The 20,937-nt window shown below is 71.5% G+C and carries 22 protein-coding genes; 13 read left to right on the forward strand and 9 right to left on the reverse strand.

Annotated elements, in window-relative coordinates:
* Positions 1 to 84: 84 nt before the first annotated feature.
* A complete protein-coding gene (locus tag IE290_RS21475; RefSeq protein WP_191246474.1) occupies positions 85 to 1,170 on the forward strand; it encodes a 3-deoxy-7-phosphoheptulonate synthase in 1,086 nt (361 codons plus the stop codon).
* A 256-nt stretch (positions 1,171 to 1,426) separates the two neighbouring features.
* Here IE290_RS21475 and IE290_RS21480 read toward each other — a convergent pair whose 3' ends face one another.
* Both IE290_RS21480 and IE290_RS21485 read right to left on the reverse strand, forming a co-directional pair.
* On the reverse strand, positions 1,427 to 1,927 hold the full coding sequence (locus IE290_RS21480; protein ID WP_020421002.1) for a polyadenylate-specific 3'-exoribonuclease AS: 501 nt from the start codon (positions 1,925 to 1,927) through the stop codon (positions 1,427 to 1,429).
* A 21-nt stretch (positions 1,928 to 1,948) separates the two neighbouring features.
* Positions 1,949 to 2,710: a lysophospholipid acyltransferase family protein gene (locus tag IE290_RS21485; RefSeq protein ID WP_191246475.1), complete on the reverse strand. Its 762-nt coding sequence runs from the start codon at positions 2,708 to 2,710 to the stop codon at positions 1,949 to 1,951.
* Positions 2,711 to 2,899: 189 nt separating this feature from the next.
* Between IE290_RS21485 and IE290_RS21490 the strand changes: the two genes are divergently transcribed.
* From IE290_RS21490 to IE290_RS21500, 3 genes are read left to right on the forward strand one after another with little or no spacing between them, the layout of a single operon-like run.
* The gene (locus IE290_RS21490) at positions 2,900 to 3,670 is read left to right on the forward strand and encodes an alpha/beta hydrolase (RefSeq protein ID WP_191246476.1); all 771 of its coding nucleotides are present in this window, start codon (positions 2,900 to 2,902) and stop codon (positions 3,668 to 3,670) included.
* Positions 3,667 to 4,137 (forward strand): hypothetical protein, encoded by a 471-nt coding sequence (locus IE290_RS21495; protein WP_191246477.1) that lies wholly within the window; start codon positions 3,667 to 3,669, stop codon positions 4,135 to 4,137. The genes IE290_RS21490 and IE290_RS21495 overlap by 4 nt, the downstream gene beginning before the upstream one ends.
* On the forward strand, positions 4,134 to 5,240 hold the full coding sequence (locus IE290_RS21500) for a glycerate kinase (protein ID WP_191246478.1): 1,107 nt from the start codon (positions 4,134 to 4,136) through the stop codon (positions 5,238 to 5,240). The genes IE290_RS21495 and IE290_RS21500 overlap by 4 nt, the downstream gene beginning before the upstream one ends.
* 150 nt (positions 5,241 to 5,390) lie before the next feature.
* Here the strand turns inward: IE290_RS21500 and IE290_RS21505 are convergent, their stop codons facing one another.
* Genes IE290_RS21505 through IE290_RS38295 form a run of 3 tightly spaced genes read right to left on the reverse strand, consistent with a single transcriptional unit; the run spans position 5,391 to position 7,468 of the window.
* Positions 5,391 to 6,101 (reverse strand): MBL fold metallo-hydrolase, encoded by a 711-nt coding sequence (locus IE290_RS21505; protein ID WP_191246479.1) that lies wholly within the window; start codon positions 6,099 to 6,101, stop codon positions 5,391 to 5,393.
* A gap of 10 nt (positions 6,102 to 6,111) precedes the next feature.
* Positions 6,112 to 6,864, reverse strand: coding sequence for a DUF427 domain-containing protein (locus tag IE290_RS21510; RefSeq protein WP_191246480.1), 753 nt, complete (start codon positions 6,862 to 6,864; stop codon positions 6,112 to 6,114).
* Between the two features lie 28 nt (positions 6,865 to 6,892).
* Complete coding sequence (locus IE290_RS38295) at positions 6,893 to 7,468, reverse strand: TetR/AcrR family transcriptional regulator (RefSeq protein WP_191246481.1); 576 nt, start codon at positions 7,466 to 7,468, stop codon at positions 6,893 to 6,895.
* Positions 7,469 to 7,572: 104 nt separating this feature from the next.
* On the opposite strand from IE290_RS38295, the gene IE290_RS21520 reads away from it, so the two are divergent.
* The 4 genes from IE290_RS21520 to IE290_RS21535 are packed head-to-tail and all read left to right on the forward strand — an operon-like array spanning position 7,573 to position 9,643.
* On the forward strand, positions 7,573 to 7,767 hold the full coding sequence (locus tag IE290_RS21520; protein WP_191246482.1) for a DUF2795 domain-containing protein: 195 nt from the start codon (positions 7,573 to 7,575) through the stop codon (positions 7,765 to 7,767).
* Positions 7,768 to 7,772: 5 nt separating this feature from the next.
* Positions 7,773 to 8,777: a DNA topoisomerase IB gene (locus IE290_RS21525; RefSeq protein ID WP_191246483.1), complete on the forward strand. Its 1,005-nt coding sequence runs from the start codon at positions 7,773 to 7,775 to the stop codon at positions 8,775 to 8,777.
* Positions 8,778 to 8,805: 28 nt separating this feature from the next.
* A complete protein-coding gene (locus tag IE290_RS21530) occupies positions 8,806 to 9,462 on the forward strand; it encodes a HemK2/MTQ2 family protein methyltransferase (protein ID WP_191246484.1) in 657 nt (218 codons plus the stop codon).
* A complete protein-coding gene (locus tag IE290_RS21535; protein ID WP_191246485.1) occupies positions 9,440 to 9,643 on the forward strand; it encodes a CDGSH iron-sulfur domain-containing protein in 204 nt (67 codons plus the stop codon). Before IE290_RS21530 ends, IE290_RS21535 begins: the two co-directional genes overlap by 23 nt.
* A gap of 39 nt (positions 9,644 to 9,682) precedes the next feature.
* Here IE290_RS21535 and IE290_RS21540 read toward each other — a convergent pair whose 3' ends face one another.
* The 4 genes from IE290_RS21540 to IE290_RS21555 form a co-directional block, all read right to left on the reverse strand.
* Entirely contained in the window at positions 9,683 to 10,669 is a 987-nt protein-coding gene (locus IE290_RS21540; RefSeq protein ID WP_191246903.1) for an iron-containing redox enzyme family protein, read from the reverse strand.
* A gap of 41 nt (positions 10,670 to 10,710) precedes the next feature.
* Positions 10,711 to 11,847 (reverse strand): carboxylate-amine ligase, encoded by a 1,137-nt coding sequence (locus IE290_RS21545; RefSeq protein ID WP_229874644.1) that lies wholly within the window; start codon positions 11,845 to 11,847, stop codon positions 10,711 to 10,713.
* Entirely contained in the window at positions 11,772 to 13,262 is a 1,491-nt protein-coding gene (locus tag IE290_RS21550; RefSeq protein WP_191246486.1) for an FAD-dependent oxidoreductase, read from the reverse strand. Before IE290_RS21550 ends, IE290_RS21545 begins: the two co-directional genes overlap by 76 nt.
* A gap of 400 nt (positions 13,263 to 13,662) precedes the next feature.
* The gene (locus IE290_RS21555; RefSeq protein WP_191246487.1) at positions 13,663 to 14,721 is read right to left on the reverse strand and encodes a DNA polymerase ligase N-terminal domain-containing protein; all 1,059 of its coding nucleotides are present in this window, start codon (positions 14,719 to 14,721) and stop codon (positions 13,663 to 13,665) included.
* A gap of 66 nt (positions 14,722 to 14,787) precedes the next feature.
* Between IE290_RS21555 and IE290_RS21560 the strand changes: the two genes are divergently transcribed.
* The 5 genes from IE290_RS21560 to IE290_RS21580 are packed head-to-tail and all read left to right on the forward strand — an operon-like array spanning position 14,788 to position 20,913.
* Positions 14,788 to 16,071, forward strand: a complete 1,284-nt coding sequence (locus IE290_RS21560; protein WP_191246488.1) for an ATP-grasp domain-containing protein — start codon at positions 14,788 to 14,790, stop codon at positions 16,069 to 16,071.
* Between the two features lie 6 nt (positions 16,072 to 16,077).
* Positions 16,078 to 18,102, forward strand: a complete 2,025-nt coding sequence (locus IE290_RS21565; RefSeq protein ID WP_191246489.1) for a CocE/NonD family hydrolase — start codon at positions 16,078 to 16,080, stop codon at positions 18,100 to 18,102.
* A gap of 34 nt (positions 18,103 to 18,136) precedes the next feature.
* Positions 18,137 to 19,039, forward strand: a complete 903-nt coding sequence (locus tag IE290_RS21570) for an alpha/beta hydrolase fold domain-containing protein (RefSeq protein ID WP_191246490.1) — start codon at positions 18,137 to 18,139, stop codon at positions 19,037 to 19,039.
* Positions 19,036 to 20,313 (forward strand): cytochrome P450, encoded by a 1,278-nt coding sequence (locus tag IE290_RS21575; RefSeq protein ID WP_191246491.1) that lies wholly within the window; start codon positions 19,036 to 19,038, stop codon positions 20,311 to 20,313. Before IE290_RS21570 ends, IE290_RS21575 begins: the two co-directional genes overlap by 4 nt.
* 36 nt (positions 20,314 to 20,349) lie before the next feature.
* Positions 20,350 to 20,913: a hemerythrin domain-containing protein gene (locus IE290_RS21580; protein WP_191246492.1), complete on the forward strand. Its 564-nt coding sequence runs from the start codon at positions 20,350 to 20,352 to the stop codon at positions 20,911 to 20,913.
* Positions 20,914 to 20,937: the final 24 nt, after the last annotated feature.

The raw sequence follows: 20,937 nt of genomic DNA on the forward strand, positions 1-20,937 counted from the left end.
GCTGACCTTCCACCCTGGAGCCGGATGACCGACCGGCTCGTCAGGGACTCGTGCGGGCCGGTCACCGAAAGGAAACCCCCGCACATGACCCTCAGCGCAGGCCCCGCGGACATCACCGAAGGCCTCGACAACCAGCGCACCCTCGGCGTCAGCCCGCTGATCTCCCCCGCCCTGCTGCGGCAGGAGCTGCCGGTGGACGCGGCGATCGCCAAGACCGTCGCGCAGGGCCGGTCCGCCGCCGTGGACATCCTCAATGGCGACGACGACCGGCTGATCGTGGTCGTCGGCCCGTGCTCGGTGCACGACCCCGCGGCCGCCCTCGACTACGCCCACCGCCTGGCCGAGCACGCCGCCGGCCTGCGCGACGAACTGCACGTGATCATGCGCGTGTACTTCGAGAAGCCGCGCACCACGCTGGGCTGGAAGGGCCTGATCAACGACCCGGACCTGGACGGCAGCTACTCCGTCAACAAGGGCCTGCGGATGGCGCGCAAGCTGCTGCTGGACATCTCCGCGCTGGGGCTGCCGGTCGGGTGCGAGTTCCTGGACCCGATCACGCCGCAGTTCATCGCCGACACCGTGAGCTGGGGGTCGATCGGCGCCCGGACCGCGGCCAGCCAGGTGCACCGGCAGCTGTGCAGCGCGCTGTCCATGCCGGTCGGGATCAAGAACTCCACCGAGGGCGACGTGCAGGTGGCGGTGGACGCGACCCGCGCCGCCGCGGCCAGCCACGTGTTCGCCGGCATCAACAACGACGGCCTGGCCGCGCTGTTCACCACCGCGGGCAACCCGGACTGCCACGTCATCCTGCGCGGCGGTTCCGCCGGACCGAACTACGACGCGGCGACGGTGGCCGACACCCTGGCCCGGCAGGCGAAGGCGGGGCTGCCGGAGCGGGTGATCATCGACGCGAGCCACGGCAACAGCGGCAAGGACCACGTCCGCCAGGGCGTGGTGGCCGGGGAGATCGCGGACCGGATCGCCGCCGGGGAGCGCGGGATCGCCGGGATCATGCTGGAGAGCTTCCTCGAGGCCGGGCGGCAGGATCTCGTGCTGGGGCACGCGGAGGAGCTGACCTACGGGCAGTCGATCACCGATGCGTGCCTGGATTGGCGGAGCACGGGGGCGTTGCTGGACCGGCTTGCTTCCGCTGTGGTGGCTCGACGGTGAGTCGGCGCTACGCGGGTGGTTGCGCTGCGCGCGGCTGAAAGCGCCGGCTCGCTTCGCTACGCCCCGTTGCCCCTCCCGAACCCGATCTTTCAGTGTTCGCTTGCCGAGAAGCGGCGTCAAGGCGGGAAAGCGTGCCTTGACCCCGCTGCTCGGCAACCGATTTGGCTGGGGATCGGGTTGCGGGAGAGGGGTGGCTCGTGGGGGTGGGGGCGTTGCGTTGCAGGGTGGCGGTTGGGTGGCTGGCTGCGGGGCCTGGTTATGCCGGGTAGCCCTTGCGTCGTCGCACCTCGTCGATGATGCGCCACCGTTCCAGGTTGAAGCGGGCGTCGGCGAGGGCGTCGTGCGCGTTCTGCGGCGGCAGGGGCAGCTTGGGCTTGCCGACGTCCTCCCACCGCTGCCTCAGGTCGCGCGTGAACCGGGGCAGCTGGCGCGGCAGCTCGGGCATCGTGCCCCACAGCTGGGCCAGCGCGACGTGGTCGTAGGCCGCGTACCAGGCCCACAGCTCGATCCCGCCGGGCGGGCGGCCGAAGAACTCCAGCAGGTCGGCCCGGATCTGGGCCCGGCTGCGCCACGCCTTGTCCGCCGGTGAGGGCAGCTTCGGCAGGACGTTCTCGCGCACCCACGGGCCGGCCTTGGCGGGGTCGAAGTCGGTGGAGACCGCGTAGAACTCGCGTCCCCGCTCATCCACGACACCGATCGACACCAGGTCGATCGTCACGCCGTCCTCGATGAATTCGGTGTCGTAGAAAAACCGCACCGTGGCACCTTAGACAGGGCCTCAACCGGCCTTGGTCTCCGGTACCCGGTCGGCGTCGGCCAGGCCACTTTGCGCCGGCACGACCGCGCGCACCCCGGCGGCCTCGGCAGCCATCAGCTCCTTGGCCTTGGCCGCGTAGATGTCGACGTACTCCTGGCCGGACAGCTCCATCAACGCGTACATGATCTCGTCGGTGATGGACCGCTCGATGAACCGGTCGCCGGACAGGCCCGCGTACCGGGAGAAGTCCAGCGGCTTGCCGAACCGGATCTCCAGGCGGCGCGGGATCCACATCTTGGAACCGATCGGGTTGACCTTGTCGGTGCCGATCATGGCGACCGGGATGACCGGGACACCGGCCTCCAGAGCGACCCGGGCGACGCCGGTCTTGCCCTTGTACAGGCGCCCGTCCGGCGAGCGGGTGCCCTCCGGGTAGATGCCGAGCAGGTTGCCCTCACGCAGCAGCCGGATCGCGGTGTCCAGCGCGGCCTGCGCGGCCGAGCCGCCGGAACGGTCGATCGGGATCTGGCCGGCTCCGGTGAAGAACCACTTCTTGAGGGTGCCCTTGACCCCCTTCTCGGTGAAGTACTCCTGCTTCGCCGGGAAGGTGACGCGGCGCTTGACGCGCAACGGCATGAAGAACGAGTCGGCGACCGCGAGGTGGTTGCTCGCGAGGATGGCGCCACCGGTGTCGGGGACGTTCTCCACCCCGGTCACCTTCGTGGGCCACAGGAGCCGGAGCACCGGCCCGAGCAGCACGTACTTCAGCAACCGGTACAGCACGCGACGTGCCCTCCTACCTGCCCGAACAGCCTGCCGCGTCCAGGGTAGGAAACGCCGTCCAACCGCACAACGGCCGCACCCGCAGTGGGCGGGAGGTCACAGCCGGGGGACGTCGTCGCGACGGGCGGTCCCGGAGCGGGCCGGGGCATGCGACGATGGGGCCGCGTTCGGAGGAGAAGGGCGGATGCCATGCCTGTGCTCGCCGGTGCGGAACCGTTCGCGCACACCGGTTCGGCCGAGGTCGGGGTGCTGCTGTGCCACGGCTTCACCGGCACGCCGCAGAGCCTGCGGGACTGGGCCGAGCACCTGGCCGCGCGGGACTTCACCGTGCGGCTGCCGCGCCTGCCCGGCCACGGCACGACGTGGCAGGAGATGAACAAGACCGGCTGGCCCGAGTGGTACGGCGCGGTCGAGCGCGAGTTCCTCGACCTGCGGGAGCGCTGCCAGACGGTGTTCGTGTTCGGCCAGTCGATGGGCGGCACGCTCGCGCTGCGGCTGGCCCAGCAGCACGGGGACGCGGTCGCCGGGCTGGTGCTGGTCAACCCGTCGGTGACGCGGCTGAGCTGGGACACCAAGCTGCTTCCCGTGCTGTCGCGGGTGGTGCCGTGGTCGCGCGGCGTGGCAGGCGACATCGCCAAACCGGGTGTCACCGAGCTGGCCTACGACCGGGTCCCGGTGCGGGCGGCGGCCAGCCTGGCCAGGTTGTGGAAGCTCGTGCGCGCCGACCTGCCGCGCGTGACCCAGCCGCTCCTGCTGCTGCACTCGCTCGTTGACCACGTGGTGGAACCCGAGAACGCGCGCATCGTGCTGGACGGCGTGCGCAGCCGGGACGTGACGGAAGTGGTGCTGGAGAAGAGTTTCCACGTCGCGACCCTGGACCACGACGCGCCGCTCATCTTCCGGCGTAGTGTCGAGTTCGTGGAAGCGGTCCGTGACCCGGGGCAGGTGGGGGCCCGATGAACTCACGCGTACCCGATCCCGAGGACGTCGACGCCACGTTCGCGGCCATCGTCGCGGACCTGCGGGCCGAGGGGGTCGGCCTGATCGACGAGGACGTCGAGGCCGAGCGGACGCCCGCGCGGCCCGAGCCGGAGAAACCCGCCGAACCCGAGAAACCGGTCGCCGAGGCGGGCTGGCGCGGTGGTGGCACCGCGTGGGAGGACACCGTGCTGGGCGACGACCCGGCCGGGGACGACGAGCACTACGTGCCGCCGGAGCCGCCGCCGTTGCCGCGGCCGGGCAAGGGCGCGTTCGTGGTGCTGTTGTTCTTCGTCGTCGGGCTGCTGATGCTGATCGTGCCCGGGGTGGTCGGGGTGAGCACGACCGTCGCGACCCCGCTCGGGATCCTGGCGCTGGCGATCGCGATCGCGTTGCTGCTGCTGCGGGTCAAGCAGGGCCCGCCGGACGGCGACGGGGCGCAGGTGTGACGCGGGTCGTCGTCGCTCCGGACAAGTTCAAGGGCACGCTGCCCGCCGACGCGGTGGCCGCCGCGATCGCGGCCGGGCTGCGGCGCGCGCGGGCGGACGTCGAGGTGCTGGAGTGCCCGATCGCCGACGGCGGCGACGGGACCGTGGCGGCCGCTGTGGCCGCGGGCTTCGAATTCGTGCCCGTGCGGGCGAGCGGGCCGGTCGGCGAGCCGGTGTCCACGGGTTACGCGCGCCGCGACGGCACGGCGGTGATCGAGCTGGCGGCGGTGTCCGGGCTGGCCCTGCTGACCGAACTGGCGCCGCTGACCGCGACGACGCTCGGGGTCGGGGAGCTGATGCGGGCCGCGCTGGACGCCGGTGCCTCCCGGCTGGTGCTGGGGCTGGGCGGCAGTTCGAGCACCGACGGCGGGGCCGGGCTGCTGCAGGCGCTCGGTGCGCGGCTGCTGGACTCCGCGGGCGCGGAGCTGCCGCCGGGCGGGGCCGCGTTGGCGCGCCTGGCGCGGGTCGACCTGGGCGGGCTGGACCCGCGGCTGCGGGAGGTCGAGCTGCTGGTGGCGAGCGACGTGGACAACCCGCTGCTGGGCGAGCACGGCGCGGCGGCGGTGTACGGGCCGCAGAAGGGCGCGTCACCCGAGGACGTCGAGCTGCTGGAATCGGCGCTGCGGCACCTGGACGAGGTCGTGCGGGCGTCGGGGATCGACGTGGCGAACGTGCCGGGCGCGGGCGCGGCCGGCGGCACCGGGTACGCGCTGGCGATGCTCGGGGCGTCGTTCCGGCCGGGGATCGACGTGGTGCTGGAGCTGACCGGGCTCACGGAGAAGCTGCCCGGCGCGGACCTGCTGATCACCGGCGAGGGCTCACTCGACGAGCAGACGCTGCGCGGCAAGGGCCCGGCGGGCATCGCGGCGGCGGCCGCCGAGCGCGGCATCCCGGTGGTGGCGCTGGCCGGGCGCAACACGCTGCCGCCGGAGGCCCTCCGGGCGGCGGGCTTCACCGCGGCCTACGGCCTGACCGACATCGAGCCGGACGTGGAGCGCTGCCTCGCCGAGCCGGCGCCGCTGCTGGAGCGGCTCGCCGAGCGGGTCGCGCGCGAGCTCCTCTAGGGCTGTTCACAAGCGGCGAAGCCGCTTCGGCGGGCAAGCAACTCGCACCGGCGCCGGTTTGAACGGGCGCAGTCGCGCGAAGCGCGTCCGCTGAGGGCGGTGGCGAGCCGCTACCGCCCTCAGCGGACGCAAGCCATTTCGTACCAGGGCTTAGCCGCCGAACAGCGTGCGCCACTCGTCCAGGTTGCGGGGGCGGTAGACGAAGTTGTTCACCTTCACCGAGGACAGCGAAGCCGACGGCTCGGCCGAGTACTGGTGCCCCGGGTAGACCACCGGGTCGCCCGGGAGCTCGGCCAGCCACCGCAGGCTGTGGTACATCGCCTCGGCGTCGCCGCCGGGGAAGTCCGTCCGGCCGCACCCCTCGAGGAACAGGGTGTCCCCGGCGACGAGACGCCCGTCCACCAGGAAGCACTGGCTGCCCGGCGTGTGGCCGGGCGTGTGCAGCAGCCGGATCGACACCGCGCCGACCTCCACGACGTCGTCGTGGTCGTGCCCGGTCAGGTCGGTCGCCGACACGCCGGTGACCCGCTGGACCCACTCCGTCTCATTGCGGTTGACGTGCACCGGCACGCTCTCCCGCGCCAGCAGCTCGGGCAGCCCGGCCAGCGTGAAACCCATCATGCTGCCGCCCACGTGGTCCGGGTGGTGGTGCGTCGCCAGCACCCCGGTCAGCCGCATGTCGTCGGCCGCCAGCACGTCCAGCAGGTCCCCCACGGCGTACGCGGGGTCGACGACCACCGCCTCCCGGGTCTCCCGGTCGCCGATCAGGTAGGCGAAGTTGACCATCTGGGTGGCCACCGGATCGCCCACCGCGAAGTCGCGGCCGGACAGCAGCTGGCGGAAGTACAAGCGGTCGGACATGCCCCGAAGACTAGAACTTCGTCTTCGGCCGCTCCTGCTTCACCCCGTCCAGGTAGACGTCGACCTTCTCGTCGTAGAAGGCGACCAGCCCCTGCACCTTCTGGCTCTCCGGCAGCGGCGTCCGGTAGTACCAGACCACGTCGGAGTACAACCGATCCCCGACCCGCACCGAGTAGTACTCCGCCTCGCCCTTGTACGGGCAGCGCGTGATCGTGTCGCTGGGTTCGAGCAGGTCCAGCCGCACGTCTGTCTTGGGGAGGTAGTAGCGGGTCGGCAGCCCGGTCTCGAACAGCAGCCGCGGGCTGCGCGACTCGGCCACGGTCACGCCGTCGATCTCGATGCGCACGTGCCGCGAGCTGGCGAGGATGTCGATGCGGGTCCGCGGGTCGCGCGGGTGCACGAAGATCTCCTCGTCCTCCTCGAACCAGGCGTCCATCGCCGCGAAGTCGAGCCGCACGTGCCCCTTCAGCGCCTCCAGCGGCGAGTCCTGGTACTCCAGCGCCGCGCCGGCCGCCTCGCGCTCCCCCACCCGCACGGTGAACACGTTCGCGTCGCCCCGGCTCGGCGAATGCGCCGTCTCGCCGGTGGCGACCAGGTGATCGCCGCGCACGTCGTCCCGCGGGACGTAGTAGGTCGGGTAGTACGGGACCTCCCACACCATGAGCGGGCGCAGCGTGTCGGCGACGACCTGCCCGCCGAATACCGCCCGTACGCGCTTAGTGCCCGGCTCGGTCCGGACCCGGCCACGACCATCGGTTGTCATACTGATCGCAACCGCGCCGGACGCGGGCTTATTTCCGGTGCCGGGCCAGCAGGTCGCGGGCCATTTCCCGGGCCCGGACGGCGGCGTCGGCGTCGCCCTCCGCGGCGGAGACGATCGCGCCCTTCATCAGCAGGTGCCAGGAGCGGGCGAGGTCCTCGGGCTCGGCCAGCCCGGCCTCGCGCGCGAGCCCGGCCACGATGCCCCGGAGGGTGTCCAGGTGCCGGATGCAGGCCCGGCCGAGCGGGTGGTCGGCGCCCATCTCGAGCAGGACGTTGACGAACGCGCACGCGTCGAAGTCCTCGGGCGAGCGGAACCAGTCGTCGAGCACGTCGAAGATCGCCAGCAGCCGTCCCTCGGGCGTCTCGCCGCGGGCGCGGGCCTGCCGTTCGATCAGCCCGACGGTCCACAGCTGCTCGCGCCGGTCGAGGAACGCGAGCACGAGGTCGTCCTTCGACGGGAAGTGCCGGTACAGGGTCGCCTTGGCCACCTGGGAGCGCGCGATCACCTCGTCCACGCCGACGGCGCGGATGCCGCGGCGCGAGAACAGCTCGTAGGCGGTCGCCAGGATCCGCTCACGGGCACCGGCGGGGATGGTGGTGGTCATGGCGCGCCGATGATAACCCCGCCGAACCGGGTTCGGAACCGGCTGGACAGACCGGTCTGCCCCGGCACCCGTTTGCCGCACTGGACGTGGGGTATCCGGCGGCCATGACCACGCCCGACCCCGAACGACTGCGCACATTGCTGTCCGATGTGGACTTCCCGTGCGATCGGGCCGAGCTGATCCGCCAGGCGACGGCCCACGGCGCGGACGACAGCACGCTCGGGCACCTGGGCGCGATCCCCGACTCGACCTACCCCGACCTCGACGCCGTGACCAGCGCCTGCGCCGACGTCACCTGACCGCCATGCGGCTGCGCAAGAGCAAGCTCTCCGAACCCGGCATCCGGCGGCGGCGCAGCGGCCGCGGTTTCCGGTATTTCACCCCCGAGGGGGAGCCGCTGCGCGACGAGGAGACCCTGCGGCGGATCAAGAGCCTCGCCGTGCCGCCCGCCTGGCGCGACGTGTGGATCTGCCCGTACCCGAACGGCCACATCCAGGCGGTGGGCACCGACGATGCCGGCCGCCGCCAGTACCGCTACCACGACCGCTGGCGCCAAGAGCGGGACGAGGAGAAGCACGAGCGCGTCGTGGAGCTGGCGAAGCGGCTGCCGCGGTGGCGCCGGCGGATCGACGAGGACCTGGTCCAGCCCGGCCTGGGCTGCGAGCGGGTGCTGGCCGCCGCTCTGCGGATGATCGACCGGGGCGTCTTCCGGGTCGGCAGCGAGGAGTACGCCGAGAACAACGGCACCTACGGGGCCGCCACCCTGCTGCGCGAGCACGTCAGCGTCAAACGGGACGAGCTGACCTTCTGCTACCCGGCCAAGGGCGGGATCGAACGCGACATCACATTGACCGACGCCGACCTGGCCGCGGCGGTCAAGGCGTTGCGCCGCGCGCGGACGGGCAGCGACCGGCTGTTCGTCTACCGAACCCCCAACGGCTGGCACGAGGTGCACGCCGACGAGATCAACGAACGCTTCAAGGAGATGGTCGGTGACGAGTTCACCGTGAAGGACCTGCGGACGTGGAACGCGACCGTGCTCGCCGCCACCGCGTTCGCCGCCGCCGAGGAGGTGACGTCCCAGCGCGGTCTGAAACGCACGCAGGCCGCCGTGATGCGCCAGGTGTCCGAAGAACTGGGCAACACCCCCGCGGTGTGCCGCAAGTCCTATGTGGACCCGCGAATCGTGGAGGCGCACGCGCGGGGCCGGACCATCGCCTCGGCGGTGCACCGGCTCGGCGAGGTCCGCGGCGACGAGGACCGCGAGGTGCTGGAGCGCGCGGTCGTCCGCCTGCTGGACAACGTTTGACTTCTCCACCTGGTGGTACCTGCAACGGGTGAAACTGCTGAGACTTCCCGGGGTGTACCGGCCGCAGGCGGACACCTGGCTGCTGATGCGCGCGATGCGGGAAGCCCGCCTGCCGGCCGGCGCGCGGGTTCTCGAGGTGTGCACCGGCACCGGCGCGCTGGCGATCGCCGCGGTCCGCAATGGAGCGGCGAGCGTGACCGCGGTGGACCGGTACCTGCCCGCGGTGCTGAGCGCGCGGTTCAACACGCGGGTGCGCGGGCTCCCCGTGGAGGTCCGGCACGGCGACCTCTCGCGGACGATCGACGGCGCGCCGTTCGACGTGGTGCTGGCCAATCCGCCGTACGTGCCGTGCGAGTCCGGCGCGGACCCGGACGGCGCGGCCATGGCCTGGGACGCCGGCGTGGACGGGCGCAAGCACCTGGACTGCCTGTGCGACCGGGCCTACGACCTGCTCACCCCCGGCGGCACGATGCTGGTGGTGCACTCGTCGCTGTGCGGCACCCGCCAGACGGTGGAGATGCTGCGCGACAACGGGTTGAAGACTTCCGTGGTGGCGCGGGCGATCGAGCCGTTCGGCCCGGTGCTGCGTGGCCGCGTCGACTTCCTGGAACGCTCCGGGCTCATCGCGCCGGGGCAGCGACACGAGGAGCTGGTGGTGATCCGTGCCGACCGGACCGAACGCTGAACCCCGCAAGGTGACGCTCGTCGAGGGCGGGCCGGTGCTCGTGGAGGGCCCCGTCGAGCTGGAGATGCCCGACGGCACGGTCGCGCGCTCCGACCGGTTCCTGGTCGCCTTGTGCGCGTGCCGCCGCAGCAAGCGGTATCCCTTCTGCGACACGAGCCACCGCAAGCGCGTGCGGAACTGAAGGAGGAGCGGCGGGCTGGGCCGGCCGCTCGTCCTTCGTCTACAGGGGCTTTCGCAGGGCGCTTCGGCCCTCCTGCCAGGCGCCCAGCACGTGGTCGGCGAAGCGCTGCTCCACCAGGTCGGTGGCCTGGATGCCGAACACGATGTCGCCGGCCAGTTCCGGCTCGGTCGCCAGCAGTCCGCCGAGGACGTCCCGGCGCATGACCTGCTCGTGCACCGCGTCGGCCTCGATGTGCTCGGTGTAGAAGTACCGGCACCGCTCGTCGGCGTCCAGGCGCCGCAACGCCTTCTCCAGGCGCTGCGCGCTGGGCGCGGTGGTGATCTCGGCGGCGGCGAAGTGCCCGGCCAGCGCGGCGCGGAACCGCCTGTGCAGGCCGAACAGCGACATCATGTTGACCACCGCGAGCATGCACGCCGGGGCGTGCTCCAGGTAGTGCAGGTACTGCGAGTTCAGCCCGGCGCCGTCGAGCAGGTCGGCGTAGAGCTGGGCGTGCACCTGGTCGGCGCGGCCGCCGCCGTACTCGTCGAACTCCACGGCCACCAGGGCGGCCTTCGGTTTGCCGCGCAGCCGCGGGATCACCCACGCGTGCGGGTCGGCCTCCTTGTGGTGGTAGATCGACCGCAGCACGAAGTACTCGCGGACATGGTCCCAGGTGCCTTCGGCGGCGAGGAAGTGCGACAGGCCGGTGCCGTTGACCGGCTCGACGAGCAGGGGCGCGAGCGCCTCTTCGACGTCGTCGCCGCCGGGCGTGTGCGCACGCAGCGCGGCCAGGAACACCCGCTCCATGGCGGCACGCAGGCGCAGCAGGTCGGGGTCCCACTCCCAGTCCGGGTCGACCCCGGTGAACCCCTGGTAGTGCAGTTCGTAGCAGACGTGCAGGGCGAGCTGGAGGTCCTCGCCGAAGGGGTCGGCGGCCGCCGTCTCGGGCAGTTCCGGGAAGTCCCCGCGTTCGTCGCGGCCGAGGGCCTCGATCACGGCCGCGGAGAGCGGTCCCCTGGCTGCCGGGAGGGCAGCCGAAAGCGTCATGGCAGTCGTCACGACGGCCGGTTACCCCTGCTCGGTGCTGGTCAACCCTGGTGGGTGAGGGTGGCGAGCAGGGCGGGCAGGCCGGCCGCGGCGGCCTTGCGTTGCCGCCGGGCACCACTGCCCTCGCGGCGCAGGCGTTCCAGGACGATCGCCACCAGCTCCCGGTCACCGGTTTCGTCGAGCGCGGGGGCGACGTGGTCGACCAGTTCGGCGACGAGCTGCCAGGCCGGCATCCGGGTGGCGCGCAGTGGGTGGACTCCCTCGCCGTCAATCCCGTCCCGGGCCGCGGCCCACAGCGCGGCCGCGCCGACCTGTTCGGACATCCCCGGCGGCGCGGTGTCGTCGGCGAGCGCGCGCCGGACCAGGGCGCGGGACAGCACCGCCTGCAGGACCGCCTCGTCCACTGTGGACGCGGCGTCGGCGACCCGGAATTCCAGCGTCGGGAACGACGAGGACGGGCGGACGAGCCAGAACGACATCGACTCGTCGACCAGCGCGCCGCAGTCCACCAGTCGCCGCACCTCGGCGCGGTAGGCGTCGTGATCGGGGAAGTACGGCGGGATTCCCGCGCCGGGGAAGCGGGACTGCTGCACCATCCGCCAGCTGCCGTAGCCGGTGTCGCGGCCGTGGTCGAAGGGCGAGTTCACCGACAGCGCCAGCAGGGTGGGCAGCCACGGGCGCAGGTGGTTCATGACTGCGACGGCCGTCTCGGGGTCGGGCACGCCGACGTGGACGTGGCAGCCGCACGCCTCGTAGTCGGCGACCATGCCGCGGTAGATCCGGTCGATGTCACCGAAGCGGCCGTCCTGGTTCTCCGATGTGGACGGTCCGGACAGGACCGGGGTGCCGCAGGAGGCGACGACGGCGCCGTGCACACGGGCCGCGTCGGTGAGGGCCTTGCGGTTCATCACGAGCTGGTCGCGCAGCTGACGCGCCTCGGTGCACACGCCGGTCGCGGTCTCCACCTGGGTGGCGCGCAGCTCGCGGTGCAGTCGGGCGCCGGGCGGCAGGGGCGGGTCCGCGGCCAGGATCGCGGCCGCGCGCGGCAGGGTCGCGCCGGTGGCGGGGTCGAGGAGCAGGAACTCCTCCTCGACGCCCACGGTCAGGCCGGCGGCAGCGGCCGGGTCGCCGGGCCCTGGATCACCGAGCCGTCCGTGGCGAATCGCGATCCGTGGCATGCGCAGTCCCAGGTCTTCTCGGCGTTGTTGAACGCGACCACGCAACCCAGGTGGGTGCAGCGGGCGCTGACCTCCCGCAGCTGCCCGTCCTCGCCGCGGTAGGAGGCGACGACGTCCGCGCCGCGGCGGGACACCTTCGCGGTGCCCGGGGCGAGGTCGTCGGGGGTGCTGGTGAGGGCTCGGGAGTATCCGGTCACGTATTGCTTGCCGACCTTGACGCCGTCCTCGGCGAGGGTGACCGAGGATTTCAGGTCGAAGCGGTTCGGGTCGTAGAGGCTCGCCGCGGGGTGGTCGCCGCCGGTGATCAGCCGGGTCAGGACGAGGCCGGCCGAGGTGCCGCCGGTCATGCCCCACTGGCCGAAGCCGGTCGCCACCCACACGTTGCGGGTGGCCGGGTGGTAGCGGCCGATGTAGGGGACGTTGTCGAGGGTGGTCATGTCGTGGGCGGACCAGCGGTGGGTGGCCTTGGTGACGCCGAAGGTGGTGGCGGCCTCGGCGAGGCGCCGGTAGCGGGCCTCGACGTCGACCGGTTCACCCGTTCGGTAGTGCTCGCCGCCGACGATGACGTAGTGGCGGTCGCCCTCGGTGTGGCCGCGGATGGAGCGGTGGGTCACCGCGTCGAGGTACACGCCGGGCGGCGCCTGCCCCTCCCCGGCGACGACGAGGTCGCGGGTGATGTCCAGGCGGGCCCAGTAGAAGCCGCGGTCGAAGATCGGGTAGTGGGTGGCGACGACGACGTCGCGGGCCTTCACCTGGCCGCGGTCGGTGTGCACGGTCGGTGTGGGCCGCTCGTCGAGCTTGCGGGCGCGGACGCGCTCGACGATGCGGCCGCCGAGCTGCTCGATCGCGTCGGCGAGGCCCAGCAGCCAGCGGCGGGGGTGGAACTGGGCCTGGTCGACGAACCGGACGGCGCCGATGGTGGTGATCGGCAGGTCGACGTGCTCGACGAAGTCCGCGGGCAGCCCGGCCTCGGCCGCGGCCTCGGCTTCCTGCTGGAGCTTGCTGAGCTGGGCGGTGTCGGTGGAGTAGACGAAGCTGTCCCGCCGGACGAAGCCGCAGTCGATGCCCAGTTCGGACGAGGTGCGGGCCACCCACTCGATCGCCTCCAGCTGGGCGCGGCCGTACCTGGTGGCGGCTTGCTTGCCCTTGCGGGAGGTGAGGGTGGCGTACTTGAGGGCGTGCTGGGCGGACAGCTTGGCGGTGGTGTGGCCGGAGACGCCGGAGGCCACCTCGGCGGCCTCGAGGACGACGACGTCCTTGCCGGCGCGGGCGAGCCCGTAGGCGGTGGTGAGACCCGCGATGCCGGCCCCGATCACGACGACGTCCGCCTCGGCGGGCAGGTCGCGCCCAGCCCGGCCCGGCGCCGGAGCGGTCTCCACCCAGAGGGAGCGGGGTTCAGGCAGCTGGATGCTCACGGCCCAGATTGCCCCACCACAAGCCAGGCGAAACGCCTGCGCTGTGCACCCAGCTCCCACCTCGACAAGGTGAGATGAGGGGCTTTCCGTCATCCCGGAGCCTGCCCGTCCGGCGAGGACATCTCTTGATCTTTTCCCTGCGCTCCGCGCAGGGTCAAAGGCGCCTACGGCGCCTAGCGGTCACCTTGGGCGACCTCCCCCGCCCCCGCTCCTTGATTGTGTTTCGGTCGCCGAGCAGGCGTGTCAAGGCGGGAAAGAGTACCTTGACACGCCTGGTCGGCGACCAAAAGCAGGCTGTGGATCGGGGGCGGGGGAGGTCTGGGGCGTAGTCGGTTCTGTTGCGTCGCCGGCTTGCGGTTTGTTGGGTGGGGTGCGCCCCGGGCCGAGGTCGGCCCACTCCCTACTTCGCCACATTCCGCCACGCCTCGCTCCGTCGCCCCGGCTCGTACGCCGAATCCAGGCGCTTCGCGGTCACTCCGCCGAGTCCGTTCGCCAGGCTCGCCGCCAGTACGTCCGCCCCGCCGCCGTCGTACGAATCCGGCGTTCGCCAGTACTCCCCTGCCAGCTTCAGCCTCCGCAGCCTCGCGCGGCGCTTCCGGTACGGCTGCTCCAGCAGCGACTTCCCGTCCACGTGCAGCACGTCGAACGGCAGGAACAGCACCGGGGACCGCTCGGACAGCCGCTTCACCGAACGAGGCTCGGCCGAAACCCGCTCCTTCAGCGCCTTCCGGCTCGGGCGGCCCTCCTCCAGCACGATCAGCTCGCCGTCCAGCAGGACCTCCGTCGCGCCCAGCGACTCGCCCAGGGCGCGCAGCTCCGGAAACAACACAGTGACGTCCTCGCCGGCCCGGTCACGCACCGTGATCCGGCCGCCCTCCACCCGGACCAGCACCCGCTCGCCCTGCCAGCGGAACTCGTACGCCCAGCCGTCGTCCGAGGGCAGCGCACCGGCCCGCGCCTGCATGGGCTTCACGAACTCCGGCAGCTCTTCGCCACTCCCAGGATCCACGCGGCGCACCAGCCAGTCCCGCGACTCGGAACCCTTGTGGCTGTTGACGAACACGAACCGGCCCCGCACGCGCGACCCGTACAGGTCGACCTCGACCTTGTGGTCGTTCCAGTGCAGCACCTCGTACGTGCCGCGGTCCCAGATCAGCATCTTCCCCCCGCCGTACTCGCCCTTCGGGATCTCGCCTTCGAAAGTCGCGTACTCCAGCGGGTGGTCCTCGGTGTGCACCGCCAGCCGGGGCGGACCAGGGCGCGGCGGCAGCCCCTTCGGCACCGCCCACGACACCAGGACCCCGTTCCGCTCGAACCGCACGTCCCAGTGCAGCCGGCGGGCGTGGTGCTCCTGGATGACGAACACGTCGTCCTCACCCCGCGGCACCACCCGGTCGGGCATCGGTTCCGGCGTCCGCCGCGGATCGCGTTTCCGCCGGTACTCGCTGAGATCGGGCACGTGGCCGAGGTTACCCGCATCACCCGGGGGTGTTTACCGAACGGCGACAACGGGGATCAGTTCGTGGTGAGCGAAACCAACATCTTCGTGCTGGGACTCGACGACGCGAACCTGCGCACCCTGCGGCGCGTGCCGGGAGCGGAGAACTACCGCTACCACCAACTCCTCACGCAGGCGGACGTGCAGGAGGGCGAGATCCCGATCGCCGACCTGATCGACAGAGCCGTGGCCGAGCTGGACGCCTTCGACGGCGAGATCGGCGCCATCGTGGGCTACTGGGACTTCCCGGTCACCACCATGGTGCCCATCCTGGGCCGCCGCTACGGCGTGCCCACGCCGAACCTCGAAGGCGTGCTCAAGTGCGAGCACAAGTACTGGAGCCGCCTGGAGCAGCAGAAGGCCACCGACGCGATCCCCAACTTCGCGCTGGTCGACCTCGACGGCGACCCGAAACCGCCGGAGGGGCTGTCGTTCCCGATGTGGCTCAAGCCGGTCAAGTCGTTCTCGTCCGAACTGGCCTTCCACGTCAAGGACGAACAGGACTTCACCGAAGCCGTCGAGGAGATCCGCGCCGGGATCGGGCGCGTGGGCAAGCCGTTCCAGTACATCCTGGACCAAGTGACCAGCGTGGACATCCCGCCGGAGATCGCCGACGCGGGGGCGCTCGCCGCGCTGGCCGAGGAGGAGATGACCGGACAGCAGGCCGCCACCGAGGGTTACGTCCACGACGGCGAGGTCGTCGTCTACGGCGCCCTGGATTCGCTGAACTACCCGGACAGCTCGTCGTTCCTGCGCCACCAGTACCCCTCGCAGCTGCCCGAGCCGGTCGTGGAGAAGATGCTCGACGTCTCCAAGAAGGTGATCCAGCAGATCGGCCTGAACAACTCCACGTTCTCCATCGAGTTCTTCTGCCAGCCCGAAACGGGTGACGTGAAGCTGCTGGAGATCAACCCGCGGCACTCGCAGTCGCACGCCGAGATGTTCGAAGACGTCGACGGCGTGCCCGACCACTACAACATGATCGAGCTGGGGCTGGGCCGCCGCCCGGAGATGCCGCACGACAAGGGCGAGTACAAGATCGCGGCCAAGTGGTACCACCGCCGCTTCGAAGACGGCGTCGTCAAGCGGATCCCCACCGAGGAGGAGATCCGGCGGCTGCAGCGGGAGATCCCCGGTGTCGAGGTGGACGTCGTGCCCGCCGAGGGCCAGCGTCTGTCCGATATGGACGCCCAGGACAGCTACAGCTTCGAGCTGGCCTTCGTCTACGTCGGCGCGGACAGCGAAGCCGAGCTGAAGGACAAGTACCAGCGCACGATCGACTCGCTCCGGTTCGAGTTCGAGGAGGTTTGATCGGATATGCGGGAGGTCCGCTCCCTGCCGTACGAGATCACCGAGGAAGAGCACGTCTGGATACCGGTGTCGGACGGCACCCGGCTGGCCGCGAAGATCTGGCGACCGGTGTCCGCCGACGACGAACCGGTGCCCGGGATCCTCGAGTACATCCCGTACCGCAAGCGGGACCTGACCGCGGTCCGGGACTCCGTCCACCACCCCTACCTCGCCGGCCACGGGTACGCGTGCGTGCGCGTGGACCTGCGGGGCACGGGTGAGTCGGAGGGGGTCCTGACCGACGAGTACCTCGAGCAGGAGCAGCTGGACGCCGAGGACGTGCTGGCCTGGATCGCCGGGCAGCCGTGGTGCGACGGGCGCACCGGCATGATGGGCATCTCCTGGGGCGGGTTCGCCGCGCTGCAGGTGGCCGCGCGGAAACCGCCGAGCCTGCGCGCCATCGTGATCTCGTCGTTCACCGACGACCGCTACTCCGACGACTTCCACTACATGGGCGGCTGCATGCTGTCGGACAACCTCGGCGAGGCCGGGACGATGTTCGCCTACAGCACCCTGCCGCCGGACCCGGCGCTGGTCGGCGAACGCTGGCGCGACATGTGGCTGGAACGCGCCGAAGGCGTCGGCCCGTGGGTGGACACCTGGCTGGAGCACCAGCGCCGCGACGAGTACTGGTGCCACGCCTCGGTGTGCGAGAACTACAGCGACGTGCAGGTGCCGGTGCTGGCCTCCAGCGGCTGGGCCGACGGCTACTCCAACGCCGTGACCCGCCTGCTGGCCAACCTGTCCGTGCCGCGCAAGGGCCTGATCGGCCCGTGGTCGCACAAGTACCCGCACCTGGGCGAGCCCGGCCCGGCGATCGGGTACCTGCAGGAGGTCGTGAAGTGGTGGGACCACTGGCTCAAGGACCGCGACAACGGCGTGATGGACGGGCCGATGCTGCTGACCTGGATGCAGGACAGCGTGCCGCCGTCGACGTCCTACGAGGAGCGTCCCGGTCGGTGGGTCGGTGAGCCGCAGTGGCCCTCGCCGCACATCGACTGGCGCACCTATCCCCTGGCGCAGCACCGGATCGCGCGGCCGGACGAGGAGCCGCCGGACACCGCGCTGCACGTCGAATCGCCGCTGTCGGTGGGCCAGTTCGCCGGCAAGTGGGCCTCCTACAACGCCCCGCCGGACCTGCCCTACGACCAGCGCGAGGAGGACGGCGGGTCGCTGGTGTTCGACGGTGACGAGCTGACCGAGACGTGCGAGATCCTCGGCGCGCCGAAGGTGCGGCTCGAGCTGTCAGTGGACAAGCCGGTGGCGATGGTCGCGGCGCGGCTGTCCGATGTGCACCCCGACGGGCGCGCCACCCGCATCACCTACGGGCTGCTGAACCTGACCCACCGCGACAGCAACCACGAACCGCGGCCGCTGGAGCCGGGCAAGCGCTACCAGGTGGAGCTGGAGCTCAACGGTGTGGCGCAGGCGTTCCCGCCCGGGCACCGGATCCGGCTGTCACTGTCCACTTCGTACTGGCCGCTGGCCTGGCCGGCGCCCGAGCCGGCGCGGCTGACCGTGTACACGAAGGGCAGCTCGCTGGCCCTGCCGGTGCGGCCGATCCGCGAGTCCGACGAGGTGAGCGGCCAGGTCTTCGGTGAGCCGGAGGGTTCGCCGCCGATGACCTCCACCGTGCTGCGGCCGGGCGAGCAGCGCTGGACGGTGTCGCGAGACCTGGTGGAGTACCGGTCGGCGCTGGAGATCGTGAAGGATTCCGGCACGGTGCGGCTGGACGACCTCGACCTGGAGATCTCGCGGCGCGCCTACGAGCGCTACAGCTCGGTGGCCGACGACTTCGCTTCGGTGTGCGGCGAGACGAAGTGGAGCATGACGTTCGCGCGCGGCGACTGGCAAGCTCGCACGGAAACGCGCACGGTGTTGTCCTGCACCGACAAGGAGTTCGTGCTGCACGCCACGCTGGACGGTTACGAGGGCGCGCACCGGGTGTTCTCCCGCAACTGGCACCGCCGGTTCCCCCGCGACCTGGTCTAGTTTCGCGGAGGAGGAGCAGGGGTAACCGCAACCGGTGATCGGAAAGACGAGCCTGCACGCCAAACTGCTGATCGCCGAGATGCTCCTGACCGGGCGCAAGCGCACGTTCTCCGACGTGGACGCGCTGCACAAGAGCATGGGGCCGCGGCAGCAGCGGGAGAACGCGGTGCCGCCGCCCGCGGTGCGCAAGCAGGTCGACGTCGACCGCGTCGAGGTGCACGGTCACCCCGTGTACACGTTGCGGCCGCGGGCGAACGCCACCTCGCGGCACGTCCTGTACTTCCACGGTGGCGCGTACGTGCACCAGATCCAGGGCGACCACTGGAAGTTCTTCGCCCGGCTGATCGCCCGCACCGGATGCGCGGTCACGGCGCCGCTGTACCCGCTGGCGCCCGGCAGCCACTACGACGACACGCTGTCGATGATCCACGCCACCTACAAGGAGGTGCTGGGTGACGTCGACCCGGCCGACCAGGTCCTGATGGGCGACTCGGCCGGCGGCGGTCTGTCGCTGGTGCTGGCGCGGGCGCTGCGGGACGAGGGACGGCCGCAGCCGAAGGAGGTCGTGATGCTCTCGCCGTGGCTGGACATCACGATGACCGATCCCGCGCTGCCCGAGTACGACCGACACGACCCGTACCTGGGGGTGACCGGCCTGCGGGAGGCCGGGCGGCTCTACGCGAGCGGCCTGGACCCGGCGAACGAGCTGGTCAGCCCCATCAACGGCGACCTGCGCGGGCTGGGCGCCCTGAGCTGCTTCATCGGCACGCGGGACGTGCTGCTGGCCGACGCCCGCAACCTGTACCACAAGGCGGCCGAACAGGGCGTCCCGCTGGAGTACTGGGAGTACGGCGGGATGTTCCACGCGTGGATGATCGCGAACATCCCGGAGGCGAAGCACGCGCTGGACCGGATCGCGGAGCTGGTGACCCGATGAGCGGCCTGCCCACGGCCTCGGTGGCGGAGACGGTGCGGGTGCTCGCCGGGGTCGTCGGGCCGACGCTCGCCGGTGGCGTGATCAAGCGGCGGCCGCGGGTGATGACGCTGCTGGAGAAGACGCAGGCCGACGCCTCCGCCGTGCGGACGCTGCAGCGGCTGCGTGCCCGTCGCGGTGACGGTCTGTTGCGGCTGGCGGTGCCCGGCCGGTCGTTCGCGCTGGTGCTCTCCCCCGACGACGTGGGGCGGGTCTTGGCGGAGTCGCCCGAGCCGTTCACGCCGGCGAACCTGGAGAAGAAGAAGGCGTTGTCGCAGTTCCAGCCGCACGGGGTGCTGATCTCCGAGGGCCCGGACCGCGACCGGCGCCGGGAGTGGACCGAGCGCGCGCTGGAGACGAGCCGTCCGACGCACCACCTGGCGCCGTCGGTGCGGGCGAAGGTGGCCGACGAGTTCGCCGCGCTGGGGCCGGGGCCGCTGGACTGGGACACGTTCGCGCCGGTGTGGTGGCGGATGGTGCGCCGGGTGGTGTTCGGCGACCACGCGCGCGACGACCAGGCGACGACGGACCTGCCGGAACGGCTGCGGCTGTCGGCGAACTGGTCGTACCTGCTGCCCCGGCGACGGCGGCTGCGGGCGGAGTTCCTCGGCCGGGTGCGGTCGCTGCTGGCCCGGGCGCCGGAGGACAGCCTCGCCGGCGGGCTCGCGGCCGACGACGAGGTGGCCAGCCAGATCGGGCACTGGCTGTTCGCGTTCGACGCCGCCGGGATGGTCACCTTCCGCACGCTGGCCCTGCTGGCGACGCACCCCGCGCAGCGGCAGCAGGCGCGGCAGGACCTCGCGTCCGGCACGGAGCTGGGCTACCTGCGGGCGTGCGTGCTGGACACGGTGCGGCTGTGGCCGACGACGCCGGCGATCCTGCGGGACACGACCAAGGAGCTGGACTGGAACGGCCACCGGGTGCCGGCGGGGACGGGCCTGCTGGTGTTCGCGCCGCTGTTCCACCGCGACGATTCGCGGTTGCCCTACGCGCACAGCTTCGCGCCGGAGATCTGGCTGGACGGGCGGGCGCGGGAGGAGCCGTCGCTGGTTCCGTTCAGCGCCGGGCCGGGTGAGTGCCCGGCGAAGAACCTGGTGCTGTTCAGCAGCTCGACCGTCCTGGCGACGCTGATCGGGGACCGGGACTACACAGTGGACTCCTCCCCCAAGCCCGCGCCGGGCCGCCCGCTGCCGGCGACGTTCGACAACTTCTCGTTGCGCCTGACCGGGCATCCGTGAGGTTAGCCGCCCGATGGGGTGGGTATCGACAAGCGCATGACTGCCGCAGAGAAACCAGACCTGATCGCGGTGATCATCTCCGATCACCGCCACATCGAACGCGTCTTCACCGAGCTGGAGTCGGGCGCCGGCACTCCGGAGCACCGCCGTGACCTGGCCGACCACGTCATCGCCGAGCTGGTGCGCCACTCGGTCGCCGAGGAGCAGTTCATGTACCCGGCGGCGCGGAAGTACCTGGAGAACGGTGACGAGCTGGTCGACCACGAGCTGGAGGAACACGCCGAGGCCGAGGAGGTCATGAAGCAGCTGGAGGACGTGCCGGCGACGGAGCGCCGGTTCGACGAGCTGATGGGGCGCCTGATGGAGGACATCCGGCACCACATCGAGGACGAGGAGAAGGACCTGCTGCCGAAGCTGCAGTCCGCTTGCTCGCCCGACGAGCTGCGCGACCTGGGCGACAAGGTGGAGAAGGCGAAGAAGATGGCGCCGACCCGCCCGCACCCGAGCGCGCCGGACCGCCCGCCGATGAACCTGATCCTCGACCCGGGCGCCGGATTGATCGACAAGATCCGCGACCGCCTGTCGAAGCGCAACACCTGAGCCGGGCACACAAGGCCCCCGGCA

This window comes from Amycolatopsis deserti (assembly GCF_014653945.1).
Lineage (GTDB): Bacteria > Actinomycetota > Actinomycetes > Mycobacteriales > Pseudonocardiaceae > Amycolatopsis_E > Amycolatopsis_E deserti.